This window comes from Natronorubrum amylolyticum (assembly GCF_052040145.1).
Taxonomy (GTDB): domain Archaea; phylum Halobacteriota; class Halobacteria; order Halobacteriales; family Natrialbaceae; genus Natronorubrum.
In genome coordinates, this window is sequence record NZ_JBPPFW010000003.1 from 552,793 (window position 1) to 575,480 (window position 22,688).

Genomic DNA, 22,688 nt, shown 5'->3' on the forward strand with positions numbered 1-22,688 from the left:
ACCCACCAAGGATTTATATACTATGGTGATACTACTATAAAAGTGCGATGACACGGTCCACCCGCCAGCGGGAGCGAACGCGTGAGACGGACGAGACCGAGGATCAGGAAGGGGTGCGTGCCTGCCCCGAGTGTGAATCGGACAATCTCGTAAAGGACTCCGACAGGGGTGAGCTCATCTGTGAAGACTGTGGGCTCGTCGTGGAGGAAGAAAAGATCGATCCGGGTCCTGAGTGGCGTGCGTTCAACCACCAGGAGCGCCAGGAGAAGTCCCGCGTCGGCGCGCCGACGACGCAAACGATGCACGACAAGGGACTGACGACGACGATCGACTGGAAGGACAAAGACGCCTACGGCCGGTCTATTTCCTCGAAAAAGCGCAGTCAGATGCACCGCCTGCGCAAGTGGCAGGAACGCATTCGTACCAAAGACGCCGGGGAGCGAAACCTGCAGTTCGCACTGAGCGAAATCGATCGAATGGCGTCCGCACTGGGAGTTCCGCGCTCGGTCCGCGAGGTCGCGTCCGTCATCTATCGACGCGCGCTCAAAGAAGACCTCATCCGCGGGCGATCGATCGAAGGTGTGGCGACGTCCGCACTGTACGCCGCCTGTCGCAAGGAGGGCATCCCGCGAAGTCTCGAGGAGATTTCGGAAGTCTCACGCGTCGAACGCAAAGAAATCGGTCGCACCTATCGGTACATCTCGCAGGAACTCGGTCTCGAGATGCGTCCCGTCGACCCGAAAAAGTACGTCCCTCGCTTCTGTTCCGAACTCGAACTCTCCGAAGAGGTCCAGACCAAGGCCAACGAAATCATCGAGAAGACGGCCGAGGAAGGGCTCCTCTCGGGCAAGTCGCCGACCGGCTACGCCGCCGCCGCGATCTACGCTGCATCGTTGCTCTGTAACGAGAAGAAGACCCAACGCGAAGTCGCCGACGTGGCCCAGGTGACCGAAGTCACCATCCGGAACCGCTATCAGGAACAGATCGAAGCGATGGGAATCCACGGCTAACTCGTCCGCTCACCAGTTCACCATTTTTCGCGATCGGTCGGCAGCCAGCACCTGCAGCGAGCAACGCGTCTCGACGGTCGTGTGATGGCTCGTCCACATCGGTATCGTCCAGTATCGGTGTCGTCCCCCTCGTTGGTGCCGTCCTCCTCGCCGATGTTGTCCGTATCGTTGTTGTTCCGTCACCGGTCGTCAGATATCGGCGACTCAGTTCTCGTCGCTGCCGTTGTCGTCGCCGTCACCAGTTCCGTCGTCGCCGTTATCGTCGTCGTCACTTTCGTCGCCGTCTTCGCTCCCGTCGTCAGCGTCGTCATCATTCTCGACGACCTCGATCGAGAGCTCGTCGGTCATCTCGTAGGCGTTGTGCTGGTCGTCGCCGGCCTGTGCACAGAGCTCGTACTCTCCCGGCTCGAGGTCGAGTTCGATCTCGGTTTCGCCCTCGCTCAGGTGGTGGTAGCCGTCCTCGAGCGGGATCATGTATCCCGGATCAACACAGCCCTCGTCGACGATGACGTGGAGGTGTCCGGCGCCATCGTCGGGAGCGTCGGCCTCGTCGTCATCGCCGTCGTCCTCGACCGCCTGCAGTTCGAAGTCCTCGACGTCCATCTCGATCTCGACGGGGGACGTCACCTCGTCGCCGTCGTCCGGACTCACGACCTCGAGTTCGCCCTCCGGATTCTCGTGATCGACGTCTTCGACCCGATCCCCGTCGCCGGTTTCCTCCTCGGGACCGTCGTCTTCGTCGTACTCCTCTATCAGATCGCTACAGCCTGCAAGCGCCACGAGACCGGTCGTAACGCCGGCTGTGAGGTATCGTCGTCGTGTCGGTGATCGTGTCATAGTAACTCGATCGCTCGGTCCACACTGCGGCTCGAAATCGGGCGGTCGCATTTCTGGGCCTTACTCCAGCAGGCGATCAGTCCCGCTTCTGAGATGCCTGTCCCCCACCGGTTGCGAGCACGGCAGTGAGCCGACGAGCGGTACCGCTAGCTCGCGCTTTCGCGTCGAAAAGCTCACCCCCTGCCCTTGCTACGGCTTCGTTTCCGTTGCCAGTCGTCGCTGTCGATAGGCAAATCGGCCCTACTAGAACGCACAATCGATCCCGTCCGAAGCGTCGTTCGTATCGAAGCGGGACGAGAGAAGAACGAGCCGTTCCGCGAATCGCTTCCGATCGCTCGTACTCCCCGACTGAGGACTCCTATACGTCGTCCTCGTCGTCCTCGAGGTCGTCCTCTGCATCGTCTTCGTCGTCCTCGAGGTCGTCTTCCTCGTCTTCCGCGTCGTCCTCGAGATCCTCTTCATCGTCCTCGAGATCGTCTTCTTCGTCTTCCGTGTCGTCCTCAAGGTCCTCTTCGTCGTCCTCCATGTCGTCCTCGACATCTTCCTCGTCCTCGCCGGGGCCTTCCCCGTTATCGTTACATCCAGCGATCGCAGCGAAACTGACTGCGCCGCTTAGTGCGATCAGTCGTCGGCGTGTGAGTCGATCTGTCATATCTCTCCACTCAATACGGGGCGACTGATGGTCAATAGAATTCGGAGCCTAGTATCAGTGGTTGGGCGACAAACGGCTGTTATATCGAACTGGTTGTGCCGTGAAAATAGACGTTGATCGACGGCGCGTTAATCAGCACACTGATAGATTCGACTGTCGACCGTTTCAGCCGAAACCCACAGTGGGCGTCGATCGATGCGGGGTCCGAAAACGGGTAGTTACCCGCATCGTTGCAGCCTTGATCGGTTTACTCGAGAAACTCGTAAACAGGGTCTGATACGTCGATTGCGTCCGGCTCGGCTACTCCTCCTTCCCGACGCTGATGACCTGCAACAGCGAGTAAACCGGGACCCCCTCGAGCTCCTCGAGCCCCTGTTTGTCCGCGAGGACGACACAGGCGAGCGGTTCGCCACCTTCGGCCCGGATAGCCTCGATGGTCTCGCGCATCGACGTCCCGCTGGTGATGGTGTCGTCGACGATGTAACACTCGCGGTTGCGGATCCCCGCGAAGTTTCGGCTGAACGTCCCGCCGAGGTCCTCGATATCGCCTTCCTCCCACTGGTGTTTCGCCGGGGTGTACGTCCCAAGATCCGTCTCGAGTTCGCGCGCGATGAGCGTCGCCATCGGACCGCCGGCTTTCTCGATCCCGATCGTCAGATCGACGTCTTCGCCGTGTTTGGCGAGCATGTCGGCCATGGCTTCCGCGATCGCTCCCATCCGTTTGCTGTCCCTTCCAATCGCGGACCAGTCGACGTGGATGTCCTGTGGGCCGCCTGCGGGTTGGGTAGCCTGTGTCGACTGATCCGTCGGCTCTGTCGTCGCGCCGCTGCGTTCGACGAGCCAGCTCGCGGTCTCCCGCGAGACGTTCAGTTCGTCCGCGATCTCCCCCTTCGAGAGCCCGCGCGCTGCGAGCTCGGCCGCGCTCTCGATCAGGTCGTCGACGTTTTTCATATAACTGGGATTTCGAGCGCCGTTTTTATAGAAGTTGCGAGGTGAAAACCTACCGCGTTAGCCGTCTTCAGAACGCAAAGCGGTCCGATACCGAGCCGAATCGAAGATTCGCCGACCATTGGAGAGCGTTGCTCTCAAAGAGGCTGTCCCCAGAACACCCTGTACGTCCCGGCCTCGAGTGCCCCTTCCCAGACGACCGGTACTGAAAACGATTATCTGCCTGCTCCCGCCTGTTGTACGCATGGAACGCTACGATCTCGTCTATCAGCTGTACGACGACTACGATACCGAGACGCTACGTGAGTATCAGGCGTTCGTCGACGTCTTCCCGGCGGTCGACTCTCGCGTCGCGTTAGAGCACTGGCAGGGGGCGAACGAGGAACTCGAGCGCCGGAAGAACGAGATTCGATCCGACTTCGCATCCGGCGAGACGTTCGCGGAGGTCGTCTCCCGAGCCAACCGGGATCAGGCCTTCACGGCACTGGATCTCGAGGCCAAGTACGGCCGCGCGGTGAACGTACTGGTTTTGGACGTCGACGAGACGCTGCGGTCGGCCGGCGGCACCGACAACGAGATTCCACGCGACACGCTTCACGAACTGACCGAGTTTCACGAGGCCGGCGTTCCGATCGTCATCTGTACGGGCCAGACCCTAGAGAACGTCAAGGGGTTCGCGATTCAGGGGCTGGGGAGCGAGATCGTCCACTCGGGTGAGCTCTCGATCGTCTACGAGGCCGGAACGGGCGTCTTCACGCCGGGCCACGGTGCGGACACGAAACAGCTTCTCTACGAAGAACTGGACGACGAGATCCGGGACGTCTTCGACGACGTTCGCTCGCGAGTGCTCCCGGAGGCCCCAGAGGATCTCCGACGGGGCTGTCACCTGCAGGGCAACGAGTTCAACGTGACGATGAAGCCAAACTATGAGACCGGCTCGACGAAGGCCAGAGAGACCATCGATACGGCGCTGGTCTACCTGATCGACCTGCTCGCCGACGCCGTCGAGACGGCACTCGAGTCGAACGGCGACGGGAACGGTACAACCGTGCTCGACGACGAGACGGTCGTCGACTGGACTCGCGCCTTCTACGCCGGCCAAGACCCCGAAATCAGGGGCGTCCTCGAGAGCGAGGGAGAGTACCCCGACCTCGAACCCGACGCCGTCCCCGACACGCTCGCGGATGTCCTCGAGCGGATCGACGTCGCCTACTACGAGGCTGACGCGGCCGAAATCGGCAGCCTCGAACTGAACAAGGTCGTCGGCGTCGAGCGGGCGCTCGACGTCCTGGACGTCGACGATCCGTTTAGCCTCGTGATGGGCGACTCGAAGAGCGATCTGCGCGTCATGCAGTGGGTCGACGAAACCGACGCGGGAATCGCGGCCGCGCCCGAACACGCCTCGCAGGATACCTTAGAGCACGTCCTCGAGACGGACGAACTCGTCTTCGACCGCGGGAAGAGCGTCGACATCCTCCGGACGGTGTACGCGCTGAATCGGTTGGCCCGCCTCGATTGAGCCGGTTCGACACCGTCGATACACCGAGATCGTTCACACTGCCGCCACTCCACTGGGACCGTTCGACACTGCCGTCCTACTGACCGTCATCGACCGTGAGATGCTGTCTTAAACGGCTGGAACACAAAAGCCCGCTCATCAATCGAATCGGTGCGGTATCGAGTAGTAGCACGATCCAGGCGGGAGTGTCACGGGCGGGCAGCGACTCTCATCGACGACGAACCGCCGACGAGGCGCGCTCGCTACCGAGAATGCGGATCTGCGTGGTACTATGACACGATTCGAGTCCCGATCCACCCACGATAGCCGCACCGTACACCAACCGGACTCGAGCCTGCTATACGGGGTGGTCGACTGATGACGACGATCGCAGAGCTCATCCTGTCGACCGACGAGTTCGCGCTCGCAAAGACACTCGAACGACTGCCGGACCTGACGGTCAGGGTCGAAAGCGTCGTCGCCGAGGGACCGACGCGAACGATGCCCCTCGTCTGGTTCTCGACTGACGATCCCGAGGACCTCGAGGCGGCACTCGATGCGGATCCGTCCGTCGACGACCACCAGTGTCTGCTCGAGACCGCCGCCGACGGCGAGTGGTTCTATCGCCTCCAGTACGGCGAAGCCGTCAGCTCCGTCTGCGGGTCGGTCTACGCCAACGGCGGCACTGTACTCGACGCGCAGGTTACCGACGGCCAGTGGACGCTCCGACTGCTCTTTCCCGAGCGAGAGGAGCTTTCCGAAACCGTCTCCGCCATCGAGAACCAGGGCGTTCGCGTCGACGTCCGCCGGATGGTCGAAGCCGGACAGGACGACGACCTCGAGACGACGGCCGCACTGACCGAACCCCAGCAGGAGGCCATCTCCGAGGCCTACCGACAGGGCTACTACGACGTGCCGCGCGAGATCTCGCTCGAGGAGCTGGCGGACAAACTCGACATCTCCCATCAGGCGCTCTCCGAGCGGCTTCGCCGCGCGAACCGCGTGCTCGCGAGCGAGCAACTGGACGACCCATCGGGAGAGTTGGCAACCGACTAAGGCGGTGAGTACCGCCATCGCGGCCGTCCTGTAGCTGACAGCAGAACGTAACTCGTTCGTCCCGGACCCCTGCGATGCCCGTTCACGATCCAGGCTCCGACGATCTGCTCTCGTCGTGGGGCATCTTCCAGCGACCGTCGCCACGTTTCACGACGACGAGTCCGTCGAGTACGAGACGACGGCCGGCCACGCTCGTTTCGTCGTCGATCGGAACGTCCGCAGCGTCTTTCCGCTGGGCACTAACGGCGAGTTTTCGCTGCAGACCGGTGATGAACGGACGAATGTCGTCGAGTGCGCCGTCGTACTCGTCGGCCAGTTCGCTCTCGTCGAGGAGATCGGCAAACGAGAGATCGGCGTTCGCGGTCGACCTCGCTCTCGCGACCGAAGTCACTATTCGTCCACCGCTCGTATCACGAGGCGTGACCAATTACGACGCTGTCGTCTACGATCTGGACGGAACGCTCGTCGACCTCGACGTCGACTGGGACGCCGTAGCTACCGACGTCCTCGAGGTCTACGAGCGCGCTGACGTCGAGCCACCGAGTCAGGACCTGTGGGAACTGCTCGAGACCGCGAGCGACGTGGGGTTGGAGGCGGACGTCGAGTCGGCCATCGCCGCCCACGAACGGACTGGCGCCGAGACCGCGCCGCGACTCACTCACGCCGACGAGTTACTCGAGCAAACGGTCCCCGTCGGCGTCTGCTCGCTCAACTGCGAGGCGGCCTGTCGAATCTCACTCGAGACGCACGATCTGCTCGACGCCGTCGATACAGTCGTCGGCCGAGATACGGTCGGCACGCAAAAGCCCCATCCGGAGCCGCTGCTCGAGACGGTTCGGGCGCTCGAGGCGGAGCCGGAAACGGCGCTGTTCGTCGGTGACTCGCCGCGGGATCGACTGACGGCAGAACGAGCGGGCGTCGCGTTCGAGTTCGTGGACGACGGTCCGGCAGGCGTCTAACGGGCCGTTCGGCTCCGTCGACTACTCTTGCGTTCGCTTCGCGTACGCGAAGACGGCGATGGCCGTCAGAAACCAGATCGGGGCTCCGACCCGGATCGCGAACTCGGCTCGGGCGCCCCAACTCGGCAGATCGGCGTTCACCGAGAGCAGGGCGACGATCGGTGCACCGACGAGGATCGTGGCTACGAAGGTGACCTGCATCACCCAGCCGTAGTCGACGCCCTCGGGAGTGGTCGTTTCGACGGGTTCTGGCACGACCGACAGTGGCGACCCAGCCCTCTTAATTTCTCCGTGTTCGACGCTTCGGCGTTCCGCTCGAACGAGTCGTGAGTGCAGGTCCGTCCGCGAACGAGACGGTCGTACGGCAGTCTCGAACTCCTTCTGTCGATCCCGCCGAAGAACGGTGGCATTTAATCGTCGGCGACGAACCTGTGGGTATGGCTACCGTGCGGGATGTCAGAGAGAAAGCAGGCGACGAACCGATCACGATGCTGACGGCCTACGACGCGCCGACGGCCGGAATCGTCGACGACGCCGGCGTCGACATGATTCTCGTCGGCGACAGCGTCGGTAACGTGGTGCTCGGCCACGAAACGACGGTGCCCGTCTCCGTCGACGGGATCGCCCACCACGTCGGCGCGGTCTCGCGCGCGACCGAAGACGCGCTCGTCGTCGCCGACATGCCGTTTCTCTCCTTCGGCGTCGACGAGAAAGACAGCCTCGAGAACGCCGGACGAATGCTCAAAGAGGAGGGTGCGGAGGCGGTCAAACTCGAGAGCGGCCCCCACACCGTCGAACTGACCGAGAAGATGGTCCAGCTTGGTATTCCGGTGATGGCCCACCTCGGACTCACGCCACAGCACGTCAACCAGTACGGCGGCTACCCCCGACAGGGGACCGATCAGGCGGCCGCCGAACGAATGCTCGAACTTGCGGTCGAGCACGAGGAGGCGGGCGCGTTCGCGCTGGTGCTCGAGCACGTGCCCTCGAATCTGGCGGCCGAAATCACCGACGCACTGGACATTCCAACCATCGGTATCGGTGCCGGCCCGGGCTGTGACGGCCAGGTGCTCGTCTTCGACGATGCCGTCGGTATCAGCGAGTGGACGCCTTCCTTCTCCGAACAGTTCGGAAACGTCCGTGCCGAAATGGAGTCGGCCGTCGACGACTACGTCTCGGCCGTCGAATCCGGCGAGTTCCCGGCCGACGAACACAGCCACGAAGAGAGCGATCTCGAGGAGCTCTACTAACCGCAACGAGGCGAGTTTCGCTACCCCAGAAACGAGTTCCGCTGGTGCAGACGCGCACAGTTCGGCCGCAGGTTCGAGATGTTGCTTCGGCGTCGAGACGTCGCCATCGCCCCCGAGGGCGCCACGCGTTTCCCGCTTGCGTCGGGACGCAGTCGTCGCCGAAATCGTCGACTGTTCTCGCGTCGGGTCGGTCGGCTGCCGTCACTCCTCGGTGGTGTCTCCACCCTGCTCGGACACGATATCCAGAAACTCGTTGATTGCCGCGTTGAACGCTTCGGGTTGCTCGACCATCGCCAGATGTGCGGCGTCTTCGAGCGCCGCGATCCAGGCGTCGTCGATCTCCTCGGCGAGGTAGTCGTGGTATCTGGGCGGCGTCAACTTGTCGTACTCGCCGTGAGCTGCGAGAACGGGACAGTCGATCGCCGAGAGTTCGTCGCGAACGTCGAACTCGTGGCAGGTCAGGAAGTCCCGGTGGGTGACGGCCCGGCCGGTCTCCCGGAGCTGTTCGGCCGACTCCTCGCGGACCGCCGGATCGGGGTCGTGAAAGAGGCGGTCCGGCTCGTGGAGGAACTCGATAGCGCGCTCGAAATCGTTTTCGAGCCAGTCGAGGAGGTCCTCGAGGACGCCCAGTCGTGCGCCGGTCCCCACCAGCACGGCGGCGTCGATATCCGGGTCGCGCTCGATCAGGAGTTGCATGACGACGGCACCACCCAGCGAGTTGCCTACCAGAACCCTGCTCTCGGTCGCCTCGACGACGGCCAACACGTCGTCGGCGTACGCGGAGAGCGTCGTGTAGCCGGCTTGGGCGTTGATATCGTCAGAATCGCCGTGACCGCTCAAATCGAGCGTGACGACGGGGGTTCGGTCGGCGAGGCGATGCTGGGCGGACCAGACGTCTCGCGACCCGCCGCTTCCGTGGACGAAACAGATCGGCGGGCCGTCTCCGCCGCGGTCGGCGACGTCGTAGGCCGTCTCTCGGCCGTGGTGTGTTACCGTCTCCATACTCGTTCGAACGAGGGGTGGTGGCTTAAATTCTCGAGGAGCGTCGCACCGATACCAGTTTTCGCTCAGTTCGCCTCGAGTCCGAATCGGAACCAGCCGGTCGACGAGCTCGTGGGCGGACACAGCCCGGTCGACCCGAGCCCCGTTCTTCGAGGGAAGCAGTCACGTAACTCGGCCAGATTTGGTGTGAACTACGAACAATGCTTTTTCTCCGAAAACGGCCCCGTCTGCGCATTAGTCGGCGAAAGGTTTATATACTTCCGGTGCTTACCTTGGGTTAGTTGAAGCATGACACTCGAACAATTCACCCGGAACGAAGGGCAGTTAGCACGCCAGTACCAGTACGACGATAGTGCGGTGCTGGCCGTCGACTTCGGGCCCCACGGAATCGAGGCCACGGTCGACCTCGTCGACGACACGGTTATCGTAGTCGCTGACGACCAGCAGTACGAATTCGATCTTCCCGACGGTGCAGACGACGCGCACACGTTTATGAAAAACGGCGTCCTCACTGTCGAGATAGAAGGTGACCTATGAAACTTACAGTTAAACCACTGAAACAGAAGGATGCAGGGCGTGGACTGGCCGCGATCGACCGCGTATCGATGCGCGAACTCGATCTCGAGAACGGCGACTACATCGTCATCGACGGCAAGGGCGACAGCCAGGCCGTCGCGCGAGTGTGGCCCGGCTACCCCGAAGACGAGGGTCGCGGGATCGTCCGAATCGACGGTCGTCTCCGCCAGGAGGCCGACGTCGGGATCGACGACCGCGTCGAGATCGAACCCGCGGACGTCAACCCCGCCAAATCGGTCACCGTCGCGCTCCCCCAGAACCTCCGTATTCGCGGGGATATCGGTCCGCTCGTCCGCGACAAACTCTCGGGACAGGCCGTCACCGAAGGCCAGACCGTCCCGTTCTCGCTTTCCTTTGGCCCGATGGCCAGCTCCGGCCAGTCGGTGCCGCTGAAGATCGCGAGCACGTCGCCGTCGGGCACCGTGGTTATCACGGACTCGACGAACATCGAGATCTCCGAGACGCCGGCCGAACAGGTCAGCTCCGGCGGTCCCGGCGGCTCCGCCGAGGGCGTTCCGAACGTCACCTACGAGGACATCGGTGGCCTGGACAGCGAACTCGATCAGGTCCGCGAGATGATCGAACTGCCGATGCGCCACCCCGAACTGTTCCAGCAGTTAGGGATCGAGCCGCCGAAGGGCGTCCTCCTGCACGGCCCGCCGGGCACCGGGAAGACCCTGATGGCCAAGGCCGTCGCCAACGAGATCGACGCCCACTTCGAGACGATCTCCGGACCGGAGATCATGTCGAAATACTACGGCGAGAGCGAGGAGAAGCTCCGCGAGGTCTTCGAAGAGGCCGAGGAGAACGCTCCCGCGATCGTCTTCATCGACGAACTCGACTCGATCGCCGCGAAACGTGAAGACGCCGGCGGCGACGTCGAACGGCGCGTCGTCGCCCAGCTCCTGAGCCTGATGGACGGCCTCGAGGAACGCGGCCGCGTCACCGTCATCGCCGCGACGAACCGCGTCGACGACATCGACCCCGCGCTCCGTCGCGGCGGTCGGTTCGACCGCGAGATCGAGATCGGCGTCCCGGACAAGGACGGCCGCAAGGAGATCCTGCAGGTCCACACCCGCGGCATGCCGCTCGTCGACTCGGTCGATCTGGACCACTACGCGTCCAACACGCACGGCTTCGTCGGCGCCGACCTCGAGAGCCTCGCCCGCGAGAGCGCGATGAACGCGCTGCGTCGCATCCGTCCCGACCTCGACTTAGAGGAAGACGAGATCGACGCCGAGGTGCTCGAGTCGCTGCAGGTCACGAAGGGTGACTTCAAGGAGGCGCTCAAAGGCATCCAACCCTCCGCAATGCGCGAGGTCTTCGTCGAAGTCCCCGACGTCACCTGGAACGACGTCGGCGGACTCGGCGACACCAAAGAACGCCTCCGCGAGACGATCCAGTGGCCACTCGACTACCCCGAGGTCTTCGAGGCCATGGATATGGAGGCCGCCAAGGGCGTCATGATGTTCGGCCCGCCGGGCACGGGGAAGACCCTGCTCGCCAAGGCCGTCGCCAACGAGGCCGAGTCGAACTTCATCTCGATCAAAGGCCCCGAACTGCTGAACAAGTACGTCGGGGAGTCCGAGAAGGGCGTCCGCGAGATCTTCGAGAAGGCGCGGTCGAACGCACCGACCGTGATCTTCTTCGACGAGATCGACTCGATCGCCACCGAGCGCGGGAAGAACCAGAGCGACTCCGGCGTCGGCGAACGGGTCGTCAGCCAGCTCCTGACGGAGCTCGACGGGCTCGAGGAGCTCGAGGACGTCGTCGTCATCGCGACGACCAACCGTCCCGACCTGATCGACAAGGCGCTGCTCCGGCCGGGCCGCTTGGACCGTCACGTCCACGTCCCTGTCCCCGACGAGGAGGCCCGCGAGAAGATCTTCGAGGTCCACACCCGCAACAAGCCGCTGGCCGACGCGATCGACCTCGGCTGGCTCGCGAGCGAGACGCAAGGCTACGTCGGCGCCGACATCGAAGCGGTCTGCCGCGAGGCGTCGATGGCCGCCAGCCGCGAGTTCATCAACTCCGTCGATCCCGAGGACATGGCCGACTCGATCGGTAACGTCCGCATCAGCAAGGAGCACTTCGAACACGCGCTCAGGGAAGTCCTCCCGAGCGTGACTCCCGAGACGCGCGAGCGCTACGAGGAGATCGAAGAGCAGTTCCAGCAGGCCGAACCGGCCCAGGAACAGGATCAGCTCGGCCGCACCTTCCAGTAAGGGCGGCCCCGAGCGATCGAGAGCGAACTGAGACGTTCTCAGTTACCGCGTGCGATTTTTCTGACGCATCGAACCCCGCGGAGCGACAGCTCCGGCGAAATGGACCCGAGCAAACTGCCCTGTTCGACCGGTTGTCAGCGGACGACTGGCGACACCGGTCTCGAGCGACGACCAATCGGCGAAACGACTGCTGAACTACGTCAGGGAGACACCGGGAACGGAGATTGCGAGTCGATTACGTCGCGAGTTCGGCCGACGAGTCCTCGAGGTCCTCGAGAACCTCCTCGGCGTGGCCCTCAGGATCGACGTCCTCGTAGACGGCCTCGATGGAGCCGTCCGGGCCGACGACGTACGTGTTGCGGAAGACGCCGTCGAAGGTGTTGCCGAACATCTTCTTTTCGCCGTAGGAGTCGTACAGCGTCGCGACCTCGCCGAGTTCGTCCGAGAGGAGGTCGAACTCGAGATCGTACGCCGCGGCGAACGACTCGAGATCTTCGACCGGGTCGTCGCTGATGCCGACGACGTTCGCGTCGCGGTCGTTGAACTCGGCGAGCGCGTCGTTGAACCCGCAGGCCTCGGTGGTACAGCCGTCGGTGTTCGCACGCGGGTAGAAGTAAACGACGAGTCGCTCGCCGTCGAAATCTGAGCGGCGGACGGTCTCGCCGTGCTGGTTAGATAGTTCGAACTCGGGTGCTTCGTCGCCGACGTCGAGCATGGCCGTCTGTTAGCGAGGGCCGATGTATGCGTTGTGGTTTGCGAATGGGCAAATTTCGGATCGATACTCGTGTTCGCTCTAGTGGAAGGCGTTAACGGTTGGTTTGTCGTAAGATTAGTCCACGGTATGTGACGGACCGAAGCGGAAAAGAGACGGAACGACCTCGAAAGTCCCACCCACAAGGCCCCATCCTCCCCAGCCGACTCGTTCGCTACGCTCACTCGCCCCTCGCGCAATGTCGACGGCACACCCTCGTACTGCTCGGGCGCGCCGTCAGCGCGCGCCATGGCCGAGAGTGCGACTCGAGCGCTGCGAGCGCCGCACGATCCTACGGAAGCGCGTGCGCTTCCGAGCATCGCGAAAGCAAAGCTTTCCCTCACCGGGGAGGGTAGGCTTACGGCCGACCCTGGCGGACTGAAAGGGCGAAGTGGGCTCGCGTCGCAGCGACCGCGAGGCCGCTGAGGGCTTTCGAAACCGTAATCGGAGCGATGGTACGTGGAATACGGGGGACATAAGACTACTTTCTGATCGATAATACGCGAACTCTGTAAGAACAGGCGTGGAAGTTGCGGAGTATCCGTGAAGGGAACTCGGTTGGAGAGGTCGTAGCGATCACCGCTGCCAGTGTGTACAGCCCGCTCGAGCGGACCGGATACTCATGACAACACAGGTTCGGAGAGGCTACTCGAGCGATTCGGCCGCTTCCTGCTCGAGCAACGGCGTCGCGTTCTGCTCGGGCAGGGTGACGATGTCGTCCGCCGAGAGCGAGTACTCGCGGTCGTCGACGCCGAGAATCGAACCGATGTCGCGGGTGATCTTGACGGTGACGCGGTCGACATCGGTTTCGTTGCCGTCGTCTGCACCCGCTTTCCCGTCGCTGCCGACATCTTCCGGCGGTGCCGGGGTGGTTTCCGGCGGCGACTCGGGGTCGTCGATCGCCGGTCCGTCACCGCCCATGACGTCGGCGGGCGTGACGCCGCTCGAGCCGTCGGACCCATCGGCAACTGTCTCGCCCCCATCGGATTCGGGACTCGAGTCGACGTCGGTCGGCCCGTCCTGCGGTGGCACCGGTGGCGCGTCCTCGGGCGGGTCCTTAGGCTCCGTCGATCCGGAGTCGTCGATCGGATCGACGGCCGTGGGGTCGCGTTCGACGGTCGTGGGATCGGGGCCGACACCGGCGTCGGTTCCGGCTTCGGGATCGGCTCCGTCGCTGCCACCGGACCCAGCCTCGGTATCGAGCCCCTCAAGGACGTCGAGCACACGCGTTTTGTTCGACGAAATGCGCTCGACGAGGTCGTCGAAGAGGTCGGCCTCCTCCGCGGTCAGCCCGTCGTCGTCGGCCGGCATCCCCGCCGCGGCGAGGCTGGCCTGTTTGACGAGTTTGCCCATGCGTCGCTCGTAGACGGCTTCCACGACGTCCTTGGCGGTCTCGATCTCGTCGGTGAGCCGGCCGACTTCGGGCGAGGAAAAGGGGTCGTCGGCCTGTTCTGCAACGCGGTCGCGTTCGTCCTCGAGATCGGCGATGTACTCGCCGACCTCCTGGTAGAACGAGGGGCGCAGATTCTGGAGGCTGTCCTTCTGGCGCTCCTTGCTCTGGACCGAACGCAACTCGTCTAAATTCATTCTTTCTCCTTCTCGGCGCGGCCGCGTGCCATCAGGAACACGGCAACGTACTCTGGTAGTGACTGGTCACCCTCCGTGACCGTAAAACTATCCCCCCCGAGTTCGACCTCGCCGCCGCGGGTCACATCGACGGTGATCTCGTGGCCACGGAACGTCTCGGGGACGGCGTCGGCTAAGGGGTCGAACTCCGCGATCTCGTCGCGCTCGAGTCGCAGCGTTTTCAGTCCGCTGCCGCCGTGGAGACTCCCCGGCAGGCGGATGAGCCGGTTCGTGTCGGTCGTCACCGGCTCGTCGATCGGCGCGTTGTCGCGCTCGACCGCCTGCGCGGCGAATCGCTCTGCCAGCTGGGAGACCGCGGTGTGGACGGTGACGTTACCCGCCTCGAGCTGTTCGCGGTTGTTCCGGGCCGCGTTGAGGGTCGCCTGCGCTTTGCCTTCGCCGATACCATCGAACTCCTGCAGGCGCGCCAACGCGTCCTCGTCGTCCAGTGCGAGCAATTCGTCGATGTAGTCCATGAGATGGGCGTGAGTCCGCTTGCCCCACCCGCCGTCGATCTCGAGCGTTCGTCGCTCCGTCGGCGTCTTTCGCCCGAGCCCCGCGACGGTCTCGGTGTCGATCAGTTCCTCGTAGTCCATTCCGATCCCGCGAACGTAGTCGACGATCTCTCGGCGGTGTTCTCGATCCAAATGGAGGACGTTCTCGTCACGGACGTGGACGTGATAGCCGCGGCCGCCCGAGAAGACGAACTCGAGTTCCTCGAAGCCGAAATCGTCCTCTAAGAACTCGATCAGTCGAAAGAGGGCGTCCTTACACTTCGCGAGCATCTCGGCGTAGGAGTCCTCGCCGAGGGTGACGCTCGGCAGGTGATCCGCGTCTAAGTCGAAGACGAGATCCGCGGACTGCCAGTCTTTCGCGTGCATCGAACTGGCACCGGGATCGCGAAATCGGCCCGCCGAGAAGTAGACGTGCTGTGGCCGCTTCCGGACGAGAAACTCCGAAAGATCGCCTAACTCGAGGAGCGACCGGTGGCGGACCATCGTCGTATCCGGGCCTTCGGTCCAGGGGATGTAGCCCCACTCGCGTTCGTTGGCCGCGGGCGGCGGCGTGATCTCCGTCCGCCGGTAGTGATCACGAAATCGACCGCGAAGATAGGCCCTCGTTCGCTCCTCCATGCGTCTGGGGTAGTCGTGCGTGCGGGGGTATAATCCTGCCGGATGGTCGACTCCGAACGCAGCTATTTCCGTCTCCTAGTCATCCGTTATCGTGAACCGATGCTCGGATCACTGCACATGGGCTGGCGGAACGTGCTCTTCGCGAACTGGCCGGTCGATCCGGCCGTAGTCGAACCCCACCTCCCGGAGGCGCTCGCACTCGAGACCCACGACGGACGGGCGTGGCTCTCGGTCGTTCCGTTCACGAACGTCGATGTCCGACCGCGAATGCTCCCGTCCGGCGCGGGGATTCCGCTCCCCGAACTCAATCTCCGGACCTACGTGACCCACGACGGCGCCCCGGGCGTGTACTTCTTCAGCCTCGACGCGGACGGACTTCTCGCGGTGCTCGGCGCTCGGCTCTTTCACTATCTCCCGTACTACTACGCCAGCATCGATCTTCGTGGAGAAAACGGCCGCGTTCGATTTACGAATCGCCGTCGTCACCCCGGGGCCAGACCGGTTCAGTTCGACGCGACGTACGGCCCGGTCGGCGACCGGTACACCGCCGAACCGGACACGCTCGCCGCGTTTCTCACGGCGCGCTACCGCTACTACACCGAAGCCCCGGACGGAACGCTGCGCTACGCAACCATCGATCACGAGCCGTGGCCGCTGTACGACGCCGCCGTCAAAATCGAGACCAACACGCTCTTTCGGGCGAACGGGTTCTCCACGCCGGAGTCCGAACCGGTTCACTTCTACAGCCCCGGCGTCGAGACGACTGCGTCCGAGAGTAAGCGGACGAAGTAACGCGACAAGAGCCGATTCGAAGTCGACTCGAAGTCGACTCGAGCGCGAGATTGAATCGATGGTCCCGGTAACAGCCTGGTCTCGTGTAACAGTTATCCGACTGCACAGTGTACTCACGTGACAGGCTAATGACTCCGTCACTCGATGCGGTAGTCGACGACGTCGACCTGGAGAACGACCTGATCCAACTGCTCGTCTCGGAAGCGGTGCGCGCCGGACTGGAGACGCCGTTACGTGACCCGATTCTCGAGGCCGTCGACGAAACGGTCCCGCTCGACGAACGACGCGACGACGGGTCGACTACGGACGACGAGGTAACTGTAAGCAACGAACCGACTGCCGACGAGGAACCCGATACCGGCGGCAAGAGCCGTCTCACGATGGCCGTTCAGGGGCTGACGGTCTTCGTCGTGCTGTTCGTCGTGTTGTACGTCGCGTTCAGGTACCTACTCGGCGACGAAGCGGAGTGAGACGTAAACCCCGACCGTACTGGTTCCCTACACGCTCGACGCGTTCGGCGGCAGCAGCGCGCTCTAAGATCTCGATTACCGCCGGTCGATGCAATTCTTCGAGCACGTTCGGCAGCGATTGGACTGCTGGTCCTGTCCGAAACGATTGCGACAGTCGGACACGTCGAGTCACTCGAGAGAGAGAGGACAAGAGCGCAGGAAAAGCGAACGACGATCGATTGATCGACGTTCAGCGACGCATCAGTTCCGAGATTTTGTCGGTGATGCCGACGTCGGAGCCGAGTTTCAGGTAGTAGGCGTCGCCGCCGTCCTCGTAGTAGTCGTCGATGCGGCGTTTGATCTCGAAGCCGAGGTGTTCGTAGAACTGGAGGGCGTTCTCGTTGCTCGTCCGGGCGTGACACGTGATCGTGTCGTGGTCTTCGGCCACGCGAGCGACGAGCTGTTTACCGATGCCCTCGCCGCGGAGCTCCGGGGAGACCGCCAGAAAGAGAATGTAGCCGTCGCGTCGAACGGCCGCGAATCCGATCAGTTCTCCCTCTCGGACGTAACAGTGGACCGTCGACCGACGGTAGGCGTCGGAGAAGAAATCGTGGCGCTGTTTGAGCACGCCTTCCCGCTCGTTGATCTCCTCTTTGAGCTGCCAGGCTTCGTCGACGTAGTCGTCACTCCCCGGCGTGACGACGCAGCTGTCGATATTGACGCTCACTGTTTCACCCTACCAGCGTCGTCAATATAATTCCACCGGCACTTGACGATTCGTAACGTCAGACGAGTGACCCGCTTCGAGAACCGATCGAGCGATCGGTCGACGACCGAAACGCCCCTGGGGACTACGAGATGCGAGACCGCGCGCCGGCGAAACCGACGAGCATACCATCCCGGTTGCCGAACTCGTAGCCACCAACCGATGACACGAGCACAGGGCGGACGATTCGAACTCCGCGATCACACGGCGGACGTCGCGGTCGCCGCGACCGGGGACACGCTCGAGGCCGTCTTCGCCGCGGTCGCCGACGGGCTCGCGGCCGCCTCGGCTGACGACATCCCCGAGGGAGTTGGGGACCGATTTTCGCTTTCCGTGAGCGCAGAGAACCGCGAGGCCCTGCTGTTCGATTACCTCGACGAACTGATCTACGAACGGGACGTGCGAGCGGCGCTCCCGGTCGATCACCGGGTCGAGCGAATCGAGACGTCCGACGAAAACGGTCCGGGAGCCGGTACAGTGGGTGACGACGAGACCGAGTGGACCCTCGAGGCCAGCACGCGCGGCGTTCCGCTCGACGAGATCGACGCCCGCGAGGTGAAGGCCGTGACCTACTCGGAGATGCGCCTCGGGCGAGTCGACGCCGGAGCGTCCGACGAGGGCGGCTGGGAGGCGTACGTCGTCTTCGACGTTTGATCGCTCGACCTTCGCACCCATCCGCGGCTGGACGCCCATCGCAGCTGGACGTCGATTCACATGCACGGCCGAACAGCAGACGTGTTTTTACGCTCGCCACGGTAGGCTCGAGAGTGGATCAGAGACGCCGCCGGGTTTCGAGATTGCTCGCCGCGAGTATCGTCTCCCTCGCAGTCGTCGCTACCGGAACGGTCGCTGCACACGAAGAGTATGTCGTCGACGAGGAACACGACGTCGACGTCCCGACGTTTTTCGGCGATACGCTCACCGATCCGTTCGTGGTCGGGCCCTTGTTGGTGGGCGCATTCGCCGTCACCGTTGCCATCGCGGGCTATCTCCGTTTCCGTCCGTTCCAGCGCGACCTCGCCGCGTTCCAGACGGCGATGGGAGAGTACACCGACTACGTTCCCTGGCTGTTGCGCATCTCGCTGGGGATCCCCCTGATCGGTGCCGGCTTCGCGGGCTACTTCATCAGTCCCGCACTCGAGGTCGACCTGCGAATCCTGCAGGTGGTGCTCGGCTTCTGTCTGCTGTTCGGACTCGCGACCCGGGTCGTCGCGCTCGTCACGCTCGCCGCGTATCTGGTGGGCGTCGTGATCTGGCCGGTACTCCTCTTGCAGTGGGAGTTCGTCGGCGGGCTGCTCGCGATCGCGCTGATCGGAAGCGGCCGGCCGAGCGCGGATCACGTCCTTCAGCGGGTCGCCGGGACGCGAGGGACCGTCTACGGACGAATCGATCCAGTGTACGGCCGCGCGCGAACGCTGCAGGAGCGAGTCGACGGCTACCGACGTTACCTGCCGACGGTCGTCCGACTCGGGTTGGGATCGACGTTCATCTATCTCGGCCTGACACAGAAACTCCTCCAGCCCGGACTCGCCCTCGCGGTCGTCGATCGCTACGATCTCGCTGCGACCGTCCCTGCCAGCCCCGAGTTGTGGGTACTGGGCGCGGGCCTCGCCGAAGTCGCCCTCGGACTGGCGCTGATCGCCGGGTTGTTCACCCGAGCGAGCGCCGGGACGGCGATCGCGGTCTTCACGCTCACGCTGTTCGCCCTCCCCGACGATCCCGTGCTCGCTCACGTCGCGCTGTTCGGGATGGCCTCGGTGCTCCTGATCACGGGCGGCGGCCCGTACGCCGTCGACGGCCACCTCGAGCGAGTCGCGACCGACGCCGACGAACTCGAGGTGATGCCGACCGGCGGGGACTGACGGACCCGCGCCCGTTCGGTCGACCGCAGAGACGAACTTCTTTCACCGTCCGGCGTCCAGTTGTGCGTATGAGCAACACCACGTTCGACGCCGACGGCATCACGCTCGAGAAAGTGCGTGAATACGTCTGGGAGATCCCACAGGAGGGCGACATGCGCGTCCCCGCACGAGTGCTCGCGAGCGAAGCGCTCCTCGAGCAGATTCAGGACGACAAGACGCTCGAGCAGATCACAAACACGACCCACCTGCCCGGAATCACCAACCACGCGATCTGTATGCCCGACGGCCACCAGGGCTACGGCTTCCCCGTCGGCGGGGTCGGCGCGCTGGACGCCGAAAACGGCTGTATTTCGCCAGGAGCGGTCGGCTACGACATCAATTGCGGCGTTCGGATGATGCGGACGAACCTGACCTACGACGAGGTGCAGGGTCACGAGGAGGAACTCGTCGACTCGCTATTTGCCAATATCCCGTCAGGACTCGGCGGCGGCGGTATCGTCGAAGCCGGCGTCGACACCGTTGACGAGATCCTTTCTCGCGGGGTGGACTGGGCCCTCGAGAACGGCCACGCCGTCGAAGAAGACTTGCTCCACTGCGAGGACGAAGGGATGCGCGAGGGCGCCGATCCCGACAAGGTGAGCCAGAAAGCCAAGGACCGCGGGAAGAACCAGATCGGCTCGCTCGGCTCGGGGAACCACTTCCTCGAGGTCCAGCGCGTGACCGACGTCTTCGACGGGGACGTGGGCGCGGCGTACGGCCTCGAGGAAGACCAGATCGTCGTCCTCATTCACTGCGGCTCGCGCGGACTGGGCCACCAGACGTGTAACGACTACCTGCGCAAGATCGAGAAGCAACACCAGGGGCTCCTCGACCAGCTCCCGGACAGGGAGCTGGCGGCCGCGCCGGCGGGCTCGCAGCTCGCGGAGGACTACTACGGCGCGATGAACGCGGCGATCAACTTCGCGTGGGTCAACCGCCAGCTGATCATGCACCGCACGCGGGAGGTCTTCGAGCGCGTCTTCGACCGCTCGTGGCAGGAGATGGAGATGGAGCTGCTGTACGACGTGGCGCACAACATCGCGAAGAAGGAGACGCACACGGTGAACGACGATGGCGAGCAACGGGAGCTCTACGTCCACCGCAAGGGTGCCACGCGCGCCTTCCCCGCGGGCCATCCCGAAGTGCCGAGAGCGTACCGCGATGTCGGCCAGCCGGTGATCATCCCCGGCAGCATGGGCGCCGGCAGCTACGTCCTCCGAGGCGGCGAGAATTCGATGGAGCTCACGTTCGGCTCGACGGCCCACGGCGCGGGGCGACTGATGAGCCGCACGCAGGCCAAAAACGAGTTCTGGGGCGGCGACGTCCAGCAGGAACTCGAGGACCAGGACCAGATCTACGTCAAAGCGCAGTCGGGCGCGACGGTTGCCGAGGAGGCACCGGGCGTCTACAAGGACGTCGACGAGGTCGTCCGCGTCTCGGACGAGCTCGGCATCGGCGACAGGGTAGCGCGGACGTTCCCCGTGTGTAACATCAAGGGGTGACGGCAACGTCGGACCGCTCTTCGTTCGATACGGACGAGAGAACTGCCTCCGACTCGAGAATCACCGCTTAGACTCGGGAGTTACTGCCTCAGGCTCGAGAGTTACCGTCGGGTACGACGTGGAGCACCGCAGACGGACCGCCGTACGTCGGTTCCGGAGCGACCGCAGGATGACTTCGCGGTCGCTCCGAGAAACGGGTACAGCAGATCGTCTCACGAGTCGCGGAGCGAGTTGCGTGCGATCGAGCGAGCGATCGATAGATCGAGTTCGTCGAACGTATCGTCTTCCTCGAGCGTTTCGAGGACGGCCTCGACCGGTTCCGTGAACGTGAACACGAGGTGGACGCCGCTTTTGAATCCGCCGCTCGTTCGCTCGCTCTCGAGAACGCCGTACGTCCCCGCCTTGTTGATGTGGCTGTTGACGGTCTCTTGGGTGTAGACGTCACGATCGGTGCGCTGACAGATCTCTCGATACAGTGTGTAGACTGCCGGACTCGGAGCAGCCCCGTTATTCACGTTCGCGACGACCGCCGCGGCATAGAGCGAGAGCTTCTTCTGGAGCGTCATTCCGCCGACCATCTCGAGCACTCGATTTTTTACGACCGAATCGTTGGCTGCGTGGACGTGTTGCTCCGTGACCTTCGTCTCCCCGTTTCGGTTCGCGATTTCGCCCGCGTCGCGAAGCAGGTCGATCGCCCGCCGTGCGTCCCCCTCGTTTTTCGCCCCGTACGCGGCGACTAGCTCGATGACGCCGTCGTCGAGCGCACCCTCCTTGAAGGCGTCGCGTCGACGGTTGAGAATCTCGATGAGTTCGGTCGCGTCGTAGTCGGAGAAGTGGATCCCGGTCGGATTGTACGAGCTATCGGTCCGGCTATCGAGGTTCTCGCGGAACTTGGGATGGTTGGTGATCACGACCGTCGAGACAAGCGTATCCACGTGTTGTTCGGCCATCACTCGGCTCAGGCTGTACAGCAATCGGGAGTACGCGGGCTCGTCTTCACCGACGCGACCGGTGAGCGCATCGATTTCGTCGAGAACAAAGACGAGCGCGTCGAAATGTCGGTCGACGATCTCATAGAACCGAACGTATTTCGCGTCGGTGGAGACGCCTTTTCGCGGGATGTCCCACGCGACTCCGGCTTTGTTCGCGGTCTGATGCCCGAGTTTCCAGACGGCGCGATCCAGCGAGTGCGACTCCATCGTCTTGAAGTTCACGGCGACGAAGTCGAAGGCGATCTCGTTCTGCGTGGCGCGTTCTTTCACCTTCTCGGCGACCGCTTTCACGGTGAGACTTTTTCCGGTCCCGCTCGGACCGTACAGTAAGAGATCCGGGGGGCGTTCGCCGTCGAGGGTGTCACGAAACGCGCGCGCTTCGGCTGCGAGTTGTTCGTCGCGGCCGTAGATCCGATCGTGATCGACGATCGTATTCGAGTCGACGAGTCGCTTGTTCTCGAAGACGGTCTTCCGTTCGCCATCGAGGATGCTATCGACGATGGACGACTCGGGGGAGTGGGTCGTCCCATCGTCGTTCCCGTCTCCTCGAGCAGTCGATGGCTCCTGATCCATTATCGGCACTGCTCACGAAGCTGCAATACCTTTTTCGAAATGAGTGGACTGTGGTCGTAATGAAGGGTCCGTAGTCGAAATGAAGCTGCGACGTCCACCGTCTCCGAAATGAAGACACTGTGTGCGAAATGAAAGCCGAAACAGACCGTGATCGAAATGAAGGCACCGTTGTCGTAATGAACTTGGCAGG

23 protein-coding genes are annotated in these 22,688 nt (G+C 63.3%); 13 read left to right on the top strand and 10 right to left on the bottom strand.

The window, feature by feature from the left end; all coding sequences use genetic code 11:
• Positions 1-47 precede the first annotated feature (47 nt).
• The gene (locus ACSFDB_RS14110; RefSeq protein WP_006108914.1) at positions 48-1,010 is read left to right on the top strand and encodes a transcription initiation factor IIB; all 963 of its coding nucleotides are present in this window, start codon (positions 48-50) and stop codon (positions 1,008-1,010) included.
• A gap of 204 nt (positions 1,011-1,214) precedes the next feature.
• On the opposite strand, the gene ACSFDB_RS14115 is transcribed toward ACSFDB_RS14110, so the two are convergent.
• The 3 genes from ACSFDB_RS14115 to gfcR form a co-directional block, all read right to left on the bottom strand.
• Complete coding sequence (locus ACSFDB_RS14115) at positions 1,215-1,847, bottom strand: DUF4399 domain-containing protein (RefSeq protein ID WP_440771597.1); 633 nt, start codon at positions 1,845-1,847, stop codon at positions 1,215-1,217.
• A gap of 358 nt (positions 1,848-2,205) precedes the next feature.
• Positions 2,206-2,499 carry a hypothetical protein gene (locus ACSFDB_RS14120; RefSeq protein WP_440771598.1) on the bottom strand — a complete coding sequence of 98 codons (294 nt, stop codon included), beginning with the start codon at positions 2,497-2,499 and terminating at the stop codon, positions 2,206-2,208.
• A gap of 300 nt (positions 2,500-2,799) precedes the next feature.
• A complete protein-coding gene (gene gfcR, locus ACSFDB_RS14125; RefSeq protein WP_440771599.1) occupies positions 2,800-3,450 on the bottom strand; it encodes a transcriptional regulator GfcR in 651 nt (216 codons plus the stop codon).
• A 241-nt stretch (positions 3,451-3,691) separates the two neighbouring features.
• On the opposite strand from gfcR, the gene ACSFDB_RS14130 reads away from it, so the two are divergent.
• From ACSFDB_RS14130 to ACSFDB_RS14145, 4 genes are all read left to right on the top strand, one after another.
• Positions 3,692-4,966 carry an HAD family hydrolase gene (locus ACSFDB_RS14130; RefSeq protein ID WP_440771600.1) on the top strand — a complete coding sequence of 425 codons (1,275 nt, stop codon included), beginning with the start codon at positions 3,692-3,694 and terminating at the stop codon, positions 4,964-4,966.
• A 357-nt stretch (positions 4,967-5,323) separates the two neighbouring features.
• Positions 5,324-6,001 (top strand): helix-turn-helix domain-containing protein, encoded by a 678-nt coding sequence (locus ACSFDB_RS14135; protein WP_440771601.1) that lies wholly within the window; start codon positions 5,324-5,326, stop codon positions 5,999-6,001.
• A 115-nt stretch (positions 6,002-6,116) separates the two neighbouring features.
• Positions 6,117-6,530 (top strand): dihydrodipicolinate synthase family protein, encoded by a 414-nt coding sequence (locus ACSFDB_RS14140; protein ID WP_440771602.1) that lies wholly within the window; start codon positions 6,117-6,119, stop codon positions 6,528-6,530.
• Positions 6,421-6,960, top strand: a complete 540-nt coding sequence (locus ACSFDB_RS14145) for an HAD family hydrolase (RefSeq protein WP_440771603.1) — start codon at positions 6,421-6,423, stop codon at positions 6,958-6,960. Before ACSFDB_RS14140 ends, ACSFDB_RS14145 begins: the two co-directional genes overlap by 110 nt.
• A 21-nt stretch (positions 6,961-6,981) precedes the next feature.
• Here the strand turns inward: ACSFDB_RS14145 and ACSFDB_RS14150 are convergent, their stop codons facing one another.
• The gene (locus ACSFDB_RS14150; RefSeq protein ID WP_440764475.1) at positions 6,982-7,215 is read right to left on the bottom strand and encodes a DUF5822 domain-containing protein; all 234 of its coding nucleotides are present in this window, start codon (positions 7,213-7,215) and stop codon (positions 6,982-6,984) included.
• Positions 7,216-7,397: 182 nt separating this feature from the next.
• Between ACSFDB_RS14150 and panB the strand changes: the two genes are divergently transcribed.
• A complete protein-coding gene (gene panB / locus ACSFDB_RS14155) occupies positions 7,398-8,210 on the top strand; it encodes a 3-methyl-2-oxobutanoate hydroxymethyltransferase (protein WP_440771604.1) in 813 nt (270 codons plus the stop codon).
• A 201-nt stretch (positions 8,211-8,411) separates the two neighbouring features.
• On the opposite strand, the gene ACSFDB_RS14160 is transcribed toward panB, so the two are convergent.
• Positions 8,412-9,212 carry an alpha/beta fold hydrolase gene (locus ACSFDB_RS14160; RefSeq protein ID WP_440771605.1) on the bottom strand — a complete coding sequence of 267 codons (801 nt, stop codon included), beginning with the start codon at positions 9,210-9,212 and terminating at the stop codon, positions 8,412-8,414.
• Between the two features lie 288 nt (positions 9,213-9,500).
• Between ACSFDB_RS14160 and ACSFDB_RS14165 the strand changes: the two genes are divergently transcribed.
• Both ACSFDB_RS14165 and ACSFDB_RS14170 read left to right on the top strand, forming a co-directional pair.
• Positions 9,501-9,749, top strand: a complete 249-nt coding sequence (locus tag ACSFDB_RS14165) for a DUF7127 family protein (protein WP_440771606.1) — start codon at positions 9,501-9,503, stop codon at positions 9,747-9,749.
• Positions 9,746-12,013, top strand: a complete 2,268-nt coding sequence (locus ACSFDB_RS14170) for a CDC48 family AAA ATPase (RefSeq protein WP_440771607.1) — start codon at positions 9,746-9,748, stop codon at positions 12,011-12,013. The genes ACSFDB_RS14165 and ACSFDB_RS14170 overlap by 4 nt, the downstream gene beginning before the upstream one ends.
• Positions 12,014-12,248: 235 nt before the next feature.
• On the opposite strand, the gene bcp is transcribed toward ACSFDB_RS14170, so the two are convergent.
• From bcp to priS, 3 genes are all read right to left on the bottom strand, one after another.
• Positions 12,249-12,728, bottom strand: a complete 480-nt coding sequence (bcp, locus tag ACSFDB_RS14175) for a thioredoxin-dependent thiol peroxidase (protein WP_440771608.1) — start codon at positions 12,726-12,728, stop codon at positions 12,249-12,251.
• A gap of 681 nt (positions 12,729-13,409) precedes the next feature.
• Positions 13,410-14,351, bottom strand: a complete 942-nt coding sequence (locus tag ACSFDB_RS14180; protein WP_440771609.1) for a DNA replication complex subunit Gins51 — start codon at positions 14,349-14,351, stop codon at positions 13,410-13,412.
• A complete protein-coding gene (priS, locus tag ACSFDB_RS14185) occupies positions 14,348-15,523 on the bottom strand; it encodes a DNA primase small subunit PriS (RefSeq protein ID WP_440771610.1) in 1,176 nt (391 codons plus the stop codon). Before priS ends, ACSFDB_RS14180 begins: the two co-directional genes overlap by 4 nt.
• A gap of 99 nt (positions 15,524-15,622) precedes the next feature.
• On the opposite strand from priS, the gene ACSFDB_RS14190 reads away from it, so the two are divergent.
• On the top strand, positions 15,623-16,315 hold the full coding sequence (locus ACSFDB_RS14190; protein ID WP_440771611.1) for a YqjF family protein: 693 nt from the start codon (positions 15,623-15,625) through the stop codon (positions 16,313-16,315).
• Positions 16,316-16,443: 128 nt separating this feature from the next.
• Positions 16,444-16,785 carry a hypothetical protein gene (locus tag ACSFDB_RS14195; protein ID WP_440771612.1) on the top strand — a complete coding sequence of 114 codons (342 nt, stop codon included), beginning with the start codon at positions 16,444-16,446 and terminating at the stop codon, positions 16,783-16,785.
• Between the two features lie 229 nt (positions 16,786-17,014).
• Here ACSFDB_RS14195 and ACSFDB_RS14200 read toward each other — a convergent pair whose 3' ends face one another.
• Entirely contained in the window at positions 17,015-17,491 is a 477-nt protein-coding gene (locus ACSFDB_RS14200) for a GNAT family N-acetyltransferase (protein WP_440771613.1), read from the bottom strand.
• 201 nt (positions 17,492-17,692) lie between these two features.
• Between ACSFDB_RS14200 and ACSFDB_RS14205 the strand changes: the two genes are divergently transcribed.
• The 3 genes from ACSFDB_RS14205 (at position 17,693) to ACSFDB_RS14215 (ending at position 20,933) form a co-directional block, all read left to right on the top strand.
• Complete coding sequence (locus ACSFDB_RS14205) at positions 17,693-18,184, top strand: archease (RefSeq protein WP_440771614.1); 492 nt, start codon at positions 17,693-17,695, stop codon at positions 18,182-18,184.
• A gap of 113 nt (positions 18,185-18,297) precedes the next feature.
• Positions 18,298-19,392, top strand: a complete 1,095-nt coding sequence (locus ACSFDB_RS14210) for a DoxX family protein (RefSeq protein ID WP_440771615.1) — start codon at positions 18,298-18,300, stop codon at positions 19,390-19,392.
• Positions 19,393-19,460: 68 nt separating this feature from the next.
• Entirely contained in the window at positions 19,461-20,933 is a 1,473-nt protein-coding gene (locus ACSFDB_RS14215) for an RtcB family protein (protein WP_440771616.1), read from the top strand.
• Positions 20,934-21,145: 212 nt separating this feature from the next.
• On the opposite strand, the gene ACSFDB_RS14220 is transcribed toward ACSFDB_RS14215, so the two are convergent.
• Positions 21,146-22,498 carry a Cdc6/Cdc18 family protein gene (locus ACSFDB_RS14220; RefSeq protein WP_440771617.1) on the bottom strand — a complete coding sequence of 451 codons (1,353 nt, stop codon included), beginning with the start codon at positions 22,496-22,498 and terminating at the stop codon, positions 21,146-21,148.
• Positions 22,499-22,688 lie beyond the last annotated feature (190 nt).